Source organism: Firmicutes bacterium HGW-Firmicutes-1, from assembly GCA_002841625.1.
GTDB lineage: Bacteria > Bacillota > Clostridia > Lachnospirales > Vallitaleaceae > HGW-1.
In genome coordinates, this window is sequence record PHAG01000007.1 from 20,063 (window position 1) to 36,525 (window position 16,463).

General features: G+C 35.1%; 14 protein-coding genes and 1 pseudogene. 9 read left to right on the top strand and 6 right to left on the bottom strand.

Features of this window, described 5'->3' with window-relative positions:
* Positions 1-167 precede the first annotated feature (167 nt).
* The 3 genes and pseudogenes from CVU84_08870 (at position 168) to CVU84_08880 (ending at position 2,687) form a co-directional block, all read left to right on the top strand.
* Positions 168-702: pseudogene (locus CVU84_08870) on the top strand (hypothetical protein).
* Positions 703-1,034: 332 nt separating this feature from the next.
* Positions 1,035-1,454: a hypothetical protein gene (locus CVU84_08875; protein PKM94620.1), complete on the top strand. Its 420-nt coding sequence runs from the start codon at positions 1,035-1,037 to the stop codon at positions 1,452-1,454.
* Between the two features lie 243 nt (positions 1,455-1,697).
* Positions 1,698-2,687, top strand: coding sequence for a rod shape-determining protein (locus CVU84_08880; GenBank protein PKM94621.1), 990 nt, complete (start codon positions 1,698-1,700; stop codon positions 2,685-2,687).
* Between the two features lie 117 nt (positions 2,688-2,804).
* On the opposite strand, the gene CVU84_08885 is transcribed toward CVU84_08880, so the two are convergent.
* The 6 genes from CVU84_08885 to mraW all read right to left on the bottom strand — a co-directional run bounded on the left by CVU84_08885 (position 2,805) and on the right by mraW (position 10,127).
* Positions 2,805-4,391 (bottom strand): phosphoesterase, encoded by a 1,587-nt coding sequence (locus tag CVU84_08885; GenBank protein PKM94622.1) that lies wholly within the window; start codon positions 4,389-4,391, stop codon positions 2,805-2,807.
* 283 nt (positions 4,392-4,674) lie between these two features.
* Positions 4,675-5,376, bottom strand: coding sequence for an acetyltransferase (locus CVU84_08890; protein ID PKM94623.1), 702 nt, complete (start codon positions 5,374-5,376; stop codon positions 4,675-4,677).
* 49 nt (positions 5,377-5,425) lie between these two features.
* Positions 5,426-6,259: a 3-keto-5-aminohexanoate cleavage protein gene (locus CVU84_08895; protein ID PKM94624.1), complete on the bottom strand. Its 834-nt coding sequence runs from the start codon at positions 6,257-6,259 to the stop codon at positions 5,426-5,428.
* Positions 6,260-6,291: 32 nt separating this feature from the next.
* Entirely contained in the window at positions 6,292-7,023 is a 732-nt protein-coding gene (locus CVU84_08900; protein ID PKM94625.1) for a class I SAM-dependent methyltransferase, read from the bottom strand.
* Between the two features lie 173 nt (positions 7,024-7,196).
* On the bottom strand, positions 7,197-8,738 hold the full coding sequence (locus CVU84_08905) for a hypothetical protein (GenBank protein PKM94626.1): 1,542 nt from the start codon (positions 8,736-8,738) through the stop codon (positions 7,197-7,199).
* A 339-nt stretch (positions 8,739-9,077) separates the two neighbouring features.
* Positions 9,078-10,127: a 16S rRNA (cytosine(1402)-N(4))-methyltransferase gene (gene mraW / locus CVU84_08910; GenBank protein ID PKM94627.1), complete on the bottom strand. Its 1,050-nt coding sequence runs from the start codon at positions 10,125-10,127 to the stop codon at positions 9,078-9,080.
* A 455-nt stretch (positions 10,128-10,582) separates the two neighbouring features.
* Here mraW and CVU84_08915 point away from each other — a divergent pair, with 455 nt between their 5' ends.
* The 6 genes from CVU84_08915 (at position 10,583) to CVU84_08940 (ending at position 16,429) form a co-directional block, all read left to right on the top strand.
* Complete coding sequence (locus CVU84_08915) at positions 10,583-10,819, top strand: hypothetical protein (protein ID PKM94628.1); 237 nt, start codon at positions 10,583-10,585, stop codon at positions 10,817-10,819.
* Entirely contained in the window at positions 10,816-11,346 is a 531-nt protein-coding gene (locus CVU84_08920; protein ID PKM94629.1) for a hypothetical protein, read from the top strand. Before CVU84_08915 ends, CVU84_08920 begins: the two co-directional genes overlap by 4 nt.
* A gap of 137 nt (positions 11,347-11,483) precedes the next feature.
* Positions 11,484-12,623, top strand: a complete 1,140-nt coding sequence (locus CVU84_08925; protein PKM94630.1) for a DEAD/DEAH box helicase — start codon at positions 11,484-11,486, stop codon at positions 12,621-12,623.
* A gap of 481 nt (positions 12,624-13,104) precedes the next feature.
* The gene (locus tag CVU84_08930) at positions 13,105-13,473 is read left to right on the top strand and encodes a glyoxalase (protein ID PKM94631.1); all 369 of its coding nucleotides are present in this window, start codon (positions 13,105-13,107) and stop codon (positions 13,471-13,473) included.
* A gap of 117 nt (positions 13,474-13,590) precedes the next feature.
* On the top strand, positions 13,591-14,430 hold the full coding sequence (locus tag CVU84_08935) for a hypothetical protein (protein ID PKM94632.1): 840 nt from the start codon (positions 13,591-13,593) through the stop codon (positions 14,428-14,430).
* A 202-nt stretch (positions 14,431-14,632) separates the two neighbouring features.
* Positions 14,633-16,429: a hypothetical protein gene (locus tag CVU84_08940; protein PKM94633.1), complete on the top strand. Its 1,797-nt coding sequence runs from the start codon at positions 14,633-14,635 to the stop codon at positions 16,427-16,429.
* Positions 16,430-16,463 lie beyond the last annotated feature (34 nt).

Genomic DNA, 16,463 nt, shown 5'->3' on the forward strand with positions numbered 1-16,463 from the left:
ACTTGAAGAATGTGGAAATATAGATAGAGAATGCTTACTAGGTAATACCCTAAGGAACATTCTCTTTTTTGTAAATTTCTGCTATAATGAATCAAGTTAAATTAACATAGATTTCTTTTCCCCTTGGGAGAGTAAAAGTAGTGATTTCGTAAATTAGGAGGAAAATCATGAAAGTATCAGACCAATTAACAAAATCACAAATAAGGGCGCTAAATTATATAACAAAATACGCAAGAAGTCAAAAAAATGAAGCTCAGCTAACAATTAAGGAAGTGCTTCAAATGTCAAATATCGATCAGAAAGCATTTGGAGAGGCTGTAGATAAGATAAAGGGTCATGCTAGGGTTGCTTTGCATTTTCATCCAGATCGACCAGGTCATAACCGATACGTTCCTTAGAGATTGTGCAATAGGTGAAAAAAACCTTACACCACGAAAGCTACTTGATCATTTGCTAGTTAATCTAGAAAAGCCCTTCGCAGATCCTTCAAACAAAGAGCCAAACCGTAATCTTAATCAATATATTGAAGCCCAAGTTCATGGAGATATTTCTTTGAAAAACGACGTGGAAGTGTTAGTGATAGATCCTTCATTTAAGGGTATTTATACTGGACGAATTTTGGAGCGGATATGTAATGAATACTCAATTGAACGCTACTGGCACATGGGTTTTGCGTTAGGGGTTACTAGAAAAAGAGCCTAAGAAAAATTGATGAGCAACAATCTAATCACCCACGGGCCTATGGAGTAATACATCGCATAACTACTTTAAGAGAAAAAAGAGGTGTTGCAACATTTTGTTTAGATTGGTGTTTTAAAGAATGCGGAAATATCCGAATAGACACCCATAGAAATAACATTCCGATGTTAATGGCCTTAAAAAAGAATGATTATTTGCAGTGTGGTATTATTTATCTTGAAAATGGGAAGAAAAAATAGCCTTTCAGACGTATAAACACTGGTGTTGAGCAGGTACGGAGTATTACAATTTCAAGAGTATGGAAAAATAAATGGAAAATAAAGGAGATGTTAATTATGTATAAACTAAAAACACAAGAAAATGACAATAACGTCATCGAATTTATTGAAAAAATAGAAAATCTCAATAAACGTGAGGATGCGTATGCATTATTAGATATTTTTTCTGAAACGACTGGTCTTGAAGCAAAGATGTGGGGGACAAGTATTATTGGATTTGGTTCATATCATTACAAATATGATTCTGGCCATATAGGAGATGCTATGCTCGTTGGTTTTTCGCCACGCAAGGCAAAAATTAGCTTGTACTTAGCAACAGGGGATGTAGAATGGGGGAAATTACTGAAGGATTTTGGAAAACATACGTCGGGGAAAGCATGTGTATATATTAATAAAGTATCAGAAATTGATGTTGAGGTGTTAAAGAAATTAGTAAATCAATCTGTTGCATTTTTGAAAGAAAAATATCCAAGTTAATATACTATTGTGGAGGAATAGTATCAAATGTACTATCTGCCACCTCCACCCAACCATGTTGAGACGGTGGTGTTGATGTCAAATATATAAATTATGCAAGTTCAACATAATGGATGTTTAAGAAGAAATATATAATTAGTCGCTGAATTGATTGATTTTCTCTTGAGAATGTGGCATGATTAGAATAATGTAATGTGCATAATAGTGCATTATTTGAAATATTAAAAAGAAAGAAGGGTGACCATGATACATCAAGAGATTGGTATTGATTTGGGCACAGCCAATACGTTAATTTATAGAAGCCATAAGGGGCTGGTTTATAACGAGCCAACTGTTATTGCAGTGAATAAAGGAAGTAATCGGGTTTTGGCTGTTGGAACTGAAGCGAAAGAAATGCTTGGCAGAACCCATGATGGCGTTAAAGCTGTCAAGCCACTACTTCAAGGTATCATTTCAAATTATGAATATGCAGAGCTTATGTTGAAATATTGTTTACAAAAAACAGGGGGTACAGGTCTATTCAAACCCAATATTACTATTTGTGTGCCGAGTGGTGTTTCAGAAATTGAAAGAAGAGCTGTTGAAGAAGTCAGTTACCGTTTGGGTGCAAGAAATGTTTTTATCTTAGATGAACCTATTGCTGCGGCAGTAGGAATTGGCATCGATATTAATGGTGCTGTTGGAAATATGTTGATAGATGTGGGTGGTGGTACCACAGATATTGCTGTTATTTCACTTGGTGGGCTGGTAACAAATACATCAGTTAAGTTAGCCAGTGATGACTTTGATAATGCAATTATTAAATTGGTACGTGAAGTGCACCATGTTCTTATTGGAGAGCTTATGGCAGAAAAAATCAAGATGAAACTTGGAACCGTTGATTCTAAGTATGAGTATAAAGAAATGACCGTTAGTGGATTGGACATGGTGAAAGGTATTCCACAAATTATTAAAGTCAATTCAACAGAAATTAAAAATATCCTTATGCCGATCGCACTTATTTTAACTGAACAGGTGCAACAGGTTTTAGAAAGGACGCCTCCAGAGTTAGTGGCCGATATTGGACTAAAAGGTATTGTCTTAACAGGTGGTGGAAGTTGCCTTGATGGAATAGACAAGTTGATTGAGGAAAAAATTGGAGTAAGTGTCAAAAGAGCAGAGGAACCATTGTCATCTGTCGGAACAGGCCTGATGAAAAAGATAAATGGAAAATACATCAAAGTAAAAAACTAAGGCTCGCAGTACTTAAATATCGAGAGTGTGGAACATAAATATGGAGAATGCATCCTTAGTCAATAAATTAGGTGTGCATTCTCTTTTTTATAGCAACCTGTAAAATCGGTCACAAATCTAAATTGAAATATTTGTCCCATCAAACTTAGTGAATTTAAATCCTGTGAAATTTTCATTATATGTATTCTTATAGTCTTGTAATAATCGAATGGCCACAGTCTCCCCAAGCTTCATCCCTTCCATTCCATCTGAACGCCAATGTACACCTGACATATCTCGGCCTAGCGAAATATTACTAGCGAGTTTATTTAATTCACCACCAATAGTTAAGGGTTTACCTTTAAAAGCGCTTAATGACAATCCGTTTGAACTAGGCACAACTGGGTCAGGAATCACATAATCTTCATTAAAAAATGCTTTTAAAATGGTTACAGCAGCTCCCGCAATAGTAGCATGTCCAGCAGGATATGCTGGGTGTGTAGGGCAACCATCAGGATAGGCCATTGGCAATAAATAGGAACCAAATTTAGAATAAACTTCATTTACTACAGGTGAGTTGAGTATTTCTGGGTTGATCGGATAATTGGAATAATCTTTTAGTACATTATCTACACATCCGCCATATTCCTCAGGACGCAACCTACGATGGACTTGAAATTTTTGAAACCAAGCAGCCTCCAATCCCAATCTTGCAGCACGTGCAGTAAAATCTAACACATGAGCTGATCCAAAAGTTACAAATCCAATCTGAGTTTTTGAGCGCAAGTATGGATTTGTGGGTGCTAGTGCCTCTTGTCCGTAATTCAAGAGTATTAAACAAGCTGCCAGATACCCTTGATATGTAAAGTCATAGTGTACCCACTCACCTAAACCACGACCATTGTATATGTATCTGGGTTTAGATTCATAGCTACTTTTTGTACGCGGATTTAAACCGTTTTGAATATTTAACCATTCTTTATATTTTGTCATAAAGTATTCACCTGGTAAGGTTGTATTGTAGTATTGAAGAAGGGTGCGATCACCATAGGGTATGTCCAACAATAAAAACTGTGATATATATGGTCCGTTAAGGGTTCCAGGAAAACCACTTCGAAACAATGTCCTTGGTGTTACCATGCCTTTTTCTTTTGGTCCTTTAAATGCTGAAAAAAAAGACAAATCTTTTGCTGCTTGGATGGTGAAGTGATTGGTGCTATAATCCATAAAAGGTACATCTCTCACCAATGACATCCAATAAACCTCAGCCATTTCGCTTGCAATCCATGCACTACTAAAACTAGGTGGAACGGCTATCCCTAAATGATGTGAATCCGCTCCAGCAAGTTCATATGCATAACTTCCTTGGGGGTTACTTAGTTTTTTGTCGCCACCTAAGGGGATTTCTTCAAAGACACAAGGACTACCTATTGCGATAGCGCGCTTATATGCTTTGTAAGCGTATAAGTCGACTTCTCCAAGTTCATTATGTGGTAACGCCTTTGAATAGTTACCAATCTTATCTTTGTACTTTTCTTCATCATCGTTTGTTGGATGCTCTGGAATAGGAAGGTTCTTCTCGAAATTTGTGGCTTCTTCTCTTATTTGAGAGGCCTCTTCATTTCTTTGAGATGGTGTTAAGGGCCCAATATCTGCATCTGCTTGTCCAATGTTACGATTACATTTGTATCTTCTTTTATGATTTCTTCTGCAGTGATTCTCGATAAAATGTGTTTTTGGTGCTTTTTTCTGAATAATCTCACTCCCTTATATATTCGTATATTACATTGTATGTGATTTGATATAAATGTGCTATTAAGCGACTGGGAAAAGTAGAGGAACACATAAAAAAAGGTCGTGCTATTAGCAGATGAATAAAAAGTAATCTATTTTCGAAGGCAGGCTCATAAAAAAACTCATTTCTAGTTACCAGTAGTTATTTACCAGAAAAGAGTTTTTACACACTTTATTTTATAGACTTTTTAAATATTAACAAAGGTTTGCTTCCTTATTTTTTTTCCATTTTCGTTGCTGCTTTACAAATGACAGTAGTATTCTCTTCAATATCTTTGACAACGATAGCCCCTAACCCTGCAGTACTGTTTTGACCAAGGATCAGATTTTCTTTGATGCTGGCACAGGCACCAATTAATGAACCTTTTTTAACTTTTACGTTCGCAGAAATACAAGACAACGGGTTTATGGTACAATAATCTTCAATTGTTATATCATGGCCAACCGTTGAATTGAAGTTAACAACTACAAAATTACCCAACTTGATGTTTGTTGCGAATGATACGCCTGCAAAAATGATAGAACCTATACCAAGGTCATTCGTACAACCGGCAGGTATATTTGCGTTAGGATGAATAAGATTAGGGCATACAATATTATCGCATTTTATTAAAATGTTTTCTTCAATAGTTTGTTTTGCTGACGGTGCACCAATTGCAATTGCAATTCCAAGTAATTTATTTTTTTTTGAAAAGTCTTCAAATAAATCATTTGAAATAATAATCTTTAATCCGTTCACTTCTTGTCCTATATCATCAGAGTTATTAGAAACATACCCCAATAGATCGTAAATTCTATTATTTGAACTCTTATTGATATCATCAACTAAACCCTTTACTTGCGTAGCCAAACCACCGATACCAAATATTACAAGCGGAAGCCCATTCCATTGTCTGCCCACTTCATTTCCCTCCATTATTTTCTTTAATCCAGTAATCAAATAGTACTATAGCTTTACATTACGTTTATTCAAGATTGAGGATCTTTCTTGCTTCATCCGGTGTAGCAACCTCTTTATTTAATTCAGTTATAACTCTTTTTGCTCTTTCTACCAATTCTGTATTAGATTTTGCCAATATCCCTTTTGAATAATAAATATTATCCTCCATACCTACTCTAATGTGTCCGCCAAGAGCAAGGGTTGCATACATGATGGGCAAATGCGCCTTGGAAATACCAAAGGCTCCCCATGTAGAACCTGAAGGTATTAAGCTTTTTAAGAATACCAAATTCTCTATTGTAGCATCCATACCGCCCGCAGTTCCTAGAACAAATTGAAAATGGAGAGGAGCTTCCAAAATTCCTTCCCTTAAATAGTAAAGTGCATTATAAATCATTCCTGCGTCAAATACTTCTATTTCGGGTTTTATATGGTTATCCTGTATTATCTTCCCAAGTTTTTCGAGGAATCTAGGACTATTTAGATGAATATCAGAATGCATCCAGTTCATTGACCCACAGTCATAGGAGGCCAGTTCCGGTTTTAATTCAACAAGATGCTTTATTCTGTCATCATCAGGAAGCCCTAATTGTCCTGAAGTTGTAAGGTTGATCAAGATGGGGCACCCAGTATCTCGGATATATTTAACGGTTTCTTTGAATTTTTCCAAATCCATTGATGCCTTGCCATGATCATCACGGACATGAATGTGTGCTATAGAAGCACCTGCTTTCCAGCATGCATATATCTCGGTTGCGATTTCCTTCGGTTGAAGAGGAATAAAAGTTGTATCCTGCTTTGAAGACCTCGAACCCGTTGTAGCTACTGTAACAATTACTTTATTATTTAGTTCAGTCATCATAATCATTCCTTTCAAAGGATATTTTCATGTCACTTTTTAGTGCCGACTAAAACTCTGTTTAATAAGTATGCTGGCTCACTGATGATAGTTCTGATATGTTCAAATCCAGCGCTTTCCATTGCTTGGATCCAGAATTCAGTAGTAGCCAAACATTCCCCGTTTTCTGTCAGGAATCTAGGCATTAGTTTTATCTGTAGTAACATCCTCTCAAAGCTAACCTCTTGAAGATAGTATTTAGCTTTCTTTGTTAAAAGATCTAGGATATGTAGAATTCTCTCTTCACTCTGTACAGGCCCCATAACCAAAGCAAACTGGTCTCCGTGTACAAACTTCCCACCAGACTTTAGGATACGATAAACCTCCCTGGCACAAGTTATCTTATCTTCATGAGCTAAATGATGCAAAGCCCAATTCGTGACAACATAATCAAAGGTATTTGCCTCAAACTCCAGTTTATGAGCACTACCAACCGTATATTGTATATTACTGTTTGTACTAAATTTTTTCTGTAGCAAGTTTAACATCTCAGAGGCGGGATCTAATGCAAAGTATTCTATGTCGGGATACTTTTTTATAGCTTTTTCAAGAATCGCTCCGGTCCCACAACCTAAGTCAAGAATTCTCTTTGGTGAACTGCTTATTTCTGCAACGATAGTCTCAAGTTGTATTTGGTAAGATTTATCCTTTGCCATTAGGTTGTCATAATCAGAACTAACATCATTCCAATGAGTCGTTACATTGTTCTTATCAGACAATAACATTCACTCCTTATATGTAATATTGCAATTATAGAATCATTATATGTGGACATGCTTTGTTTTGTTCCATGAACGAACCATGAAAACAGGCAGAACCTAATTAAGCGAGGAACGATTATTTCAAAACAACAAAAGCTATGCATTTTTAGACGGTGGAAAAACATCGTCAATCATAATCAGGGCATCGTATTCTTAACACCTTTTAAATTGGTTTTCAAATAGTTTTGAGTTATTCTAAATTCATCATCATAAGCATAATTTAGAAACCGATTATAGTCATCGATACATTCAATCATTGTTTGTATTTTTTTATAAGAACTTAGGCTGGACCAAATCCCTTCGTCATGAATTCTATAAAGTGTCATAGGAGCCTTCACATAACCAATATCTCCAAATTGTGAATAGTAAATATTTAACATCCAGTCACCAACAAACATTTCATAAAATTGTTCCGGAATTTGATCGAAATATTCGCTGCTATAAAAACAACAGGACATGGTTCCAAGGAGGTATTTTGTAATGATATACGACGTCGTAAAAATTTCACCAATTTCTACTTGTTGTAAATCGAATAGCACTTTCGTATTCTTATTTTGATCATAAATATGAATACTATCAAATGTAATGGCACATTCAGGATGACTTTCCATAAATGCTATATGGCTTTCAATTTTATGATTGTCAATCCAGTAATCATCACCATTCATGAGTGCAGTATATTGACTTCCACTACAGGCTTTAAGTACTCGCTTTAAGTTTCTTACCATACCCAAATTTTCTTCGTTTTTCAAAACTTCAAAAGTTATGTTTTCTTCTAATTTTGTATTTTTAAAGTAATCATCAATTATTTCTGCAGTTTTATCGGTTGATGTATCCTCTCCGATAATGATGTTTAATCTGAAATGACCCTTTTGATGAACAATTGAATTGAGACATTCAACTATATATTTTTCTTGATTATAGGTAAATAAACCGACATTAACAGTCGGTAATTTCTCCTCACTCTTATTTTGCATTTCAAGCAATTTTGTATATAAGTTTTTAAGCTTTATCGATATAAGCTCTGCGCTGTGTATATTGTTCTGAGTTTTTTCCTTTTTTTGAAATATACCAAATCGAGTTGTTTCATATAGTAAAATATAATCTTCTTTTAATTGCTTATATAAGCATTTTACAGTGTCTTTATGTAGGGCATCTATGACAATTAGGCCATTGTCACTTACTGAAGGTATATAATAATCAATACTAGTTTGAAGATTCTTACGATTAAGATAGCCATTGATATACAGCATATCAATTTTGATGTTTTCAGTTTCAGAAACCGCTGTTGAAGAAGGCTTTCTTATTGTTTTGACAACTTGAGTAAGCCCAAATTTCCCAGTATTAATTAGGACATTCTGATACATAGCTTCATAATCAATATCTTTGAGAGTGTTGTTTGCGGACTGATCTGATTTTTCATATGTATCATATTCATCTACGCAGTAAGGGAAAATTCCATAAGCTTTTCCATTATTGTCTTTAAATGCTTCTGCAAGAGAAAAAAAGCTCCTGCCGTCGTATACACCAATTTCTAAGTGGTTTTTTAGACCAAAGTTTTTTGCCAAATACGCCATTAAATAACATTGTGATAATGGTGCACCGTTGTCATACGCATATAAAGAATGATCACTATGTATATTCTTGATTCTATTAAATAAGCTGTTTTCCCATTGCATTAGTATCCTCTCCAACAAAAATAATTTTGAAATTGTCTCTGTTCATACTCACTTTAGAGCAGTTGGAAACACATGCATATTAGAACATGTACTATTATTGTATGTAAGATTTGTTTTAATGGTGCTCTCCTGTAAGGGTGTTTTCTGTCTGAATGGACGAGAAATGCACTTGTTTTTTCACCCTTCTGGTAAGCTTATTGGCGTTTTTTGAATTGGTCACAATAGTGTATATAGGAACTTGAAGAAGGTGGTTGTTAAAATGAGAAATAAACGAATAAAATATTTAGACGAGGTATTTTCACCCTATGAGGACTTGCATACGGTCAAGGAAATGTATCTTTATGCTTTTATAGCCCAACGCAGTTTAGCAGAACGAGCACGACTATTGGCATTACATTCTTCTGATGATGGTCGAATAGAATCGGGAGCTATTTCAAGGTAGACGCCTTCACGAAAAAAGCGTTGAAAAGATTTTTTAACGAGACGATCTTCTCCTGAATGAAATGAAAGTATAGCAACGCGCCCACCTTTGGCAAGGGTAGCAGGAAGTTTTTCCAAAAATTCATATAACACTTCAAATTCATTATTGACATCAATTCTGAGCGCTTGAAAACATCGTTGACAGGATTTTTTTATCTCATGGTCCCTATCATTTTCTGGAATAAAGTTCAGAGCATCTTTGATGATTTGTTGGAGTTGAGTTGTTGTTGAAAGGTCTTTTCCTTTTTTTATCTCGGAAATAATGGCACGAGCAATTGCTGCAGCATTAGGCTCATCCGCATTTTCTAACAACATACCTTGTAATTCAACTTGTGAAATGGTTTTTAAACGAGCTGCTGCAGAGATACCTCTATTAGGATTAAGTCGCAAGTCTAAGGGCCCTTCGTTCTTAAATGAAAATCCTCTTTCAGGATTGTCTATTTGCATTGAAGAGACCCCTAAATCTGCCAATACAAAATGGAGCGGTCCCGATTCGACAGTAATTTGATCTATATTGGAAAAGTTCATTTGTTTGATCGTTAAAATTTCGGAACCATAACCTAAACGCTCTAAACGCTCCTTAGTGCGCGGTAATTCAATAGAATCTACATCAATTGCATACAAGTGCCCTTTTGAATCTAAACATTTAAGCATCTCTAAAGTATGACCGCCATAACCTAGGGTTGCATCTAATCCAGTTTGTCCAGGAGTAATTTGTAAGAATTCTAATATTTCATTAACGCAAATTGAACGATGCATACCAGCAGGAGTACTACCCTTTTGAATAACCTTTGCCACAGCATCAGCATATTTCTCTGGTTGCAGTTCCTTGTATTTTTCTTTAAAAACTTTAGGATGAGTGCCGTTATATCGAATACGTCGCGGACGTTTTGGCTCTTGATTATCCATTGCATAACCATAATGATTTTGCGTTTATAAATTCGAAATTTGAAATTGATGTTTTATAAAACGTTGAGATCATGTTTTCCTCCACTTTTTTAATTTCTTATTGTAATGTTGTTACAAAGCCTATGATACCAAATACAAAGTATAAAAGCAAACTCAATTGGGGTCTTGCGTATAAAATTACAATTTAATGAGAGCAGGATGCAAAAATGTTTTATTTATGATGAGAATATACCCAAATATAGTAAAGTTTATGGCTAAAAAAATCTATCTATAATCACTTATATAATTAAATTAAATACCCTGAAATTTTTTTGTGGACAGATGTAACCTTATTTTTTGTGTTAGTTAGAATATATCTAGACTGGTCTCAATGACTAGTAATACTTGACATATATTAATATTTATAATATGCTAAAATTAGCTAATTTTCTTGGGGAGAAAAAGGAGATATACATATGTTATGTGGGAATTGTGGTAAACAAATGTTAGATGGGGCGTTAGCCTGCTCAAGCTGTGCAGAGAAAAATCCTTTTGCACCAGTAAGAGAACCAATTAAGCCATTTGCAGAAGTGGTAAAAGAAGCACCAGTAAGGGAGCCAATTAAGCCGTTTTCAGAAGTAGCAAAAGAAGCACCAGTGAGGGAGCCAATTAAGCCGTATTCAGAAATGGAGAGGCAAAAGAAGCACCAGTGAGGGAGCCAATTAAGCCATTTGCAGAAGAGGCAAAAGAAGCACCAGTGAGGGAGCCAATTAAGCCATTTGCAGAAGTAGCAAAAGAAGCACCAGTGAGGGAGCCAATTAAGCCGTTTACAGAAGAGGCAAAAGAAGCACCAGTAAGGGAGCCAATTAAGCCGTTTTCAGAAGTGGTAAAAGAAGCACCAGTGAGGGAGCCAATTAAGCCATTTACAGAAGAGGTAAAAGAAGCACCAGTGAGGGAACCAATTAAGCCATTTGCAGAAGAGGCAAAAGAAGCACCGGTGAGGGAGCCAATTAAGCCATTTGCAGAAGAGGTAAAAGAAGCACCAGTGAGGGAGCCAATTAAGCCGTTTTCAGAAGTGGTGAATAAGATTTATGAAGAAGATAATAGTTTATCTCCAAAAGAAGATACAGAGGATCTTTGCGTTATTAATGATGAATCTTCAGATTCATTGGATCTAGCAAGGTTTCTAGTTGGATTATGTTTAGTAGTGTTAATGTTTGTCCTTAAGATATGGAAATAGAATATTAATCTATTAATATTTTCGAACAATTTTAGCCGCCTTTAATAGGCGGTTTTTTATTTATAAAATCTAATAATAGTAATTTCTAGAAAGTGTGATAAGATGTAATATAGTATTTATGTGAAAGGAGAAATTAAATGGTATTTCAAGATTTAAAATTAAATCCATCTATTATAAAAGCAATAGAAGATCAAAAATATGAAAAACCAACTCCAATACAAGAAAAAGCGATTCCGTCAATATTAAGTGGAAAAGATTTGCTTGGATGTGCACAGACAGGAACTGGTAAAACAGCTGCTTTTGCAATTCCTATATTACAAATGCTTTCAGAAGATAGTATCGATCATGAAGTGTACAATCAAATTAAAGCATTGGTTTTAGCACCTACTCGTGAATTAGCTATTCAAATTGGTGAAAGTTTTCAAACTTATGGACAACATCTAAATATTCAGACCGGTATTATTTATGGGGGAGTAACTCCAAAAAGACATATCAAGGTAATGAAAAGAGAGCCCAATATTTTAGTTGCAACACCTGGGCGACTTCTTGACTTGATTGAACAAGGATATGTTGATTTAAATAGTATAAAAATGTTTGTACTTGATGAAGCAGATAGGATGCTTGATTTAGGAATGATACGAGATGTTAAAAATATCATATCAAAATTGCCAAAAGAGAGACAAAACCTTTTGTTTTCAGCAACTATGCCGCAAGAAGTTTCGAAACTTGTTCATTCAATTTTAAGAAATCCTGTAAAAATAGAAGTTAAAAGTAATAGCAAGACTTCAAATGAAATGGATATTAAACAACAAGTATATTTCGTTGATGAACCAGACAAAACATCATTGTTATTGCATTTGCTTGAAGATAAATCATTTGAATCTGTATTGGTTTTTGCAAGAACTAAAATGAAAGCAGATAAAGTTAGTAAAGCGATTAATATAAAAAATATAAGATCTAAAGCTATTCATGGCGATAAAAATCAATCTGAAAGGCTAAAGGCTTTGGAGCGTTTTAAAAATAAAGAAATAAGGGTTTTGGTTGCCACAGATGTAGCGGCAAGAGGGATTGATATAGAAAAATTGTCACATGTAGTGAACATGGATATTCCAAACGTTCCCGAAACATATATTCACAGAATTGGACGTACAGGTAGAGCCGGGATGGGTGGAACAGCAATTTCACTTTGTAGCAATCAAGAAACAGCATTTTTAAAAGATATTGAAAAACTTCAAGGCAAATCAATAGAGGTTGTGGAAAATCATCCATATGTATGACTGTTCTTCGTAAAACTTAAGACTGGATTTAATTATCCTAAAAGAAGTTATTTTATAAAAGGTTGAGGAGATAGGGTAGAGAAATTAGAAATTAGAAATTATAATTATAAGCGTGAAGCTAGATATAGATGTTCCACCTAAAAACAGTTTTGAATCGTTTGATTCAAAACTGTTTTTTTGAGATTAATAATCGTATTAATCTATGCTTGGGCAAGCATCATTTGTGTTTCACGTAATTATAGCATACTTTGCCCCTGTTGCATATAAAATGATGATAATTCTTGACAGCGATGATTATTTTGGAAGGTATTGCAATCCGAAATAGTAAGGTTCTAGTAGAAAAAGCACTTTAAGTTATGGTAGTATGATATTAAGTAGGATCTAGGAGGGGTTTATGAGTAATAAAACTACATCTTTATGGCAGTGTTACTGCTAGTGGGTGAATGGGTTCTAATAAGAATTAAACAATAGGAGGATGACTATGAAATTTTTATGGACTACAATTTATGTAAACGATATGGAAGCTTCTCTAAAGTTTTATCAAGAAGTGGTAGGATTGCCACTCAAAAGAAGATTTACTTCACCAACAGGCATGGAACTTGCTTTTTTAGGTTCTGGAGAAACAGAGGTTGAGCTGATTTGCGAAAAAGATGGTAAGGAAAAACTCATTGGGAAAGAAATTTCAATGGGTTTTGAAATCAATTCAGTGGATGAGAAAATTAAAGAGTTTGAAGCAAATGGGATAGAAATCTACAGTGGACCTGTGCAACCCAACCCTATGATTCGTTTCTTCTATGTACTAGATCCAAATGGTCTAAAGATACAGTTTGTGGAGCGAATTCAAGCTTAATATTATTTCCTTCTTCGTTCTTTGAATGTAGAAGGATTTTTTTGTATTGCGGCCCATGAGAGAATAAATTATACTTTAAGTAGAAAAGTCGGTCGGGAATGTTTAAGGAGGGTTATGATGTCAAAGAACATAATTTATTATTTTTCAGGTACAGGTAATTCGCTTTCTATAGCAATGGAGTTAGCAGAGAAATTGGGTGAAGCAGCTTTAATTCCTGTATTGTCTATTGACAGTGATTATATGATTTCATCTGAGGTTGAGACAGTAGGGCTTGTTTATCCAATTTACATGAATGCTACGCCACAAATCATTCAGGAATTTATTAGTAGGATAAAGTTTGAAAAAAACTGCTATGTTTATGCAATAGCAACTCATGGGGGTATTCCAGGTAAGGCAGGGTGTCATCTACATAAGGTGTTAAAAGACGAGAATATTAGTTTGAAGGCATATTTTGAAATATGTATGATTAACAATACACCTAAAGGGGTAGCACCGAAATTCTTAATGAATTTAGATTGGGAAAAAGAGATTGCTGAGGATAAGGTTATCCCTATTCTTCAACAATCTATTGAAGAAATACAGAGCATTGTCTCTTTTATACAATCAAGAGACACAAGTTCCATTGAGGTACTACAAGCAAAAGAAAAAGGATTTCAGTATTGGATCATGAAGCAATTGTGGAAGGTAAGCGGGCATTCAAAGCCGAAACTTCAATTTTTACTGGGAGATGGATGTATCGGTTGTGGTATATGTGAGAAAGTTTGCACAACAAATCGTATTAAACTTTCAGCTGGTAAGCCCTATTGGGAAGGGGAAAAATGCCATTATTGTTATGCTTGTTTTAACTTTTGTCCAGTTCAAGTGATTGGAGTCAAGTACTATACAAAAAAATTAGGTAGATATCATCATCCTGATGTTGGTTGGGAAGATGTTGCTGCGCAGAAACATCTACAGTAAAGGCAATAGTTAACTGGCCCATTTAACTGATGTGCAAGCGAAGCTTGCATTCGGTTACGAAACCGTAGCGAATGCGGAGATTTTGTAACATTGAATATTTTTACTTGCAAAATAGTATAAAGAGTGTAAGATTGTCTATGTAATGCCTTTCTGAATAAATCGAGAAGAATTGAAAGGTGTAGCTTGACGTGGAGGCAATATCATGAAAACAACAAAATCCAATACTTTTACAATATTACCCAATACAAAAATATTCATTCAGCAGGGTGATCCTGTATTTTTAGGATCTCCGTATGCGAAGATAAAGGCTTTTTTAGAAGAGCAGTATTCCTATAAACTGCTATTAAACATCCAGAAGAAAAGCCAAGTGATTGATGAAGATAGAGAGGAAAATGCCATTTATTTTATTCTATCAGATAAAGTGTGCTCAGGAGAAGGCTATCAACTTTGCATTACGCCAAAAACGATTAAAATCATTGCATCAACACATGTCGGACAGTATTATGGGGTTGCTACCTTGATTGATCTTATTATGAATCAAGGTCTTCGATTGAATGAAAAGGTCTTAGATGACGAACCTTATTTTAAACACAGAGGTGTTATGTTAGATATTACCAGAGGACGCATTCCAAAATTATCTTATCTCAAAGAAGTGATTGATGTTTTATCACACTATAAAGTGAATCAGCTACAGATGTATATGGAACATACCTTTCAGTTTTCGTTTATGAGTGAAGCGAGTATGGGAAAGGATGGTCTTTCCTCCATGGAATTTATGGAGCTGGATGCCTATTGTTATGAACGGCATATTGAGTTGATTCCCTGCATTGCAACCTTTGGACATCTTTATGAATTGTTAAAAAGCCACAGCTTTAAGCATCTATGCGAATATGAAAATTTTAACGATGAACATTTTTCATGGATGAATCGTCAAATGCGACATACCATCGATTGTATGAATCCTGAGAGCTTAGAACTTGTGAGGCAAATGATTAAAGAAATTACTCCTTGTTTTCGAAGCAAGTATCTGAATATTTGTGGTGATGAAACCTACGATATGGGAAAAGGGCGGAATAAAGAAAGATTTACTGAAATAGGAGGAGCAAGGCTGTATGTTGACTTTTTAAATCAAATACTTGATACGGTTATTGAACATGATAAGATCCCAATGTACTGGGGGGATGTTATATTACAATACCCTGAATACATCAATGAGATTCGGACAGATGCCATACCCCTTCATTGGTGGTATGAGGCAACGGTGAAAGAAGCTGATTTCGCTGTATTTGAGAGAACACATAGACCTTATTATTCTTGTCCTGCTACAGCAGGTTGGAACCATTTTATGAATGATTATAAACGCGCATATAGCAATATAGATAAAATGATTGAATATGGCGTGAAATATAATGCAGCAGGTATTTTGGTGACCGACTGGGGTGATTTTGGACAAATTAATCATCTTTCTACTTCGCTCCCACTACTAAAATATGGTGCAAAAAAAGCTTGGAATCCAAGTGCTAAGCCTGCTGATAGATTGTTTGACAAGTCCTATGTCGAGATGCTAGAAGATATTGGAAATGAGCGTGTTGTTACTTGGGAACATTTAATGAAGTGGTTTTATGGTCGATATCATAATGATTTTATGCTTGGAGACATTACCAATGAATTTCAAGGTCTAAAAGAGTCACTTTTACTAGAAAGCTATGACCGACTAGAAGTACTTGAAGAACGTGTCTCAGGGATAGCACCTTTTTATAACGGTTCCATAAGCGATGATCTTGTAGAAGTTTTTTGCGATATACAAGGGATGAAGTGGATGATCGAATTTGTAAGAGTTATAAAAGAAGAACGAACAGATGCTAAGCTCGCTACTACAATTGAGAATTGGTTTATGGATTATGAAGATTTATGGAGAAAACGTTACAGAGAAAGTGAGCTTTATAGAATACGGGAAGTAATTATAAAGCTATGTAGTTTCTTGAGGACCAATATATAAAGTGAAGCAGCTTTATTGGATAAAATCTATAGGA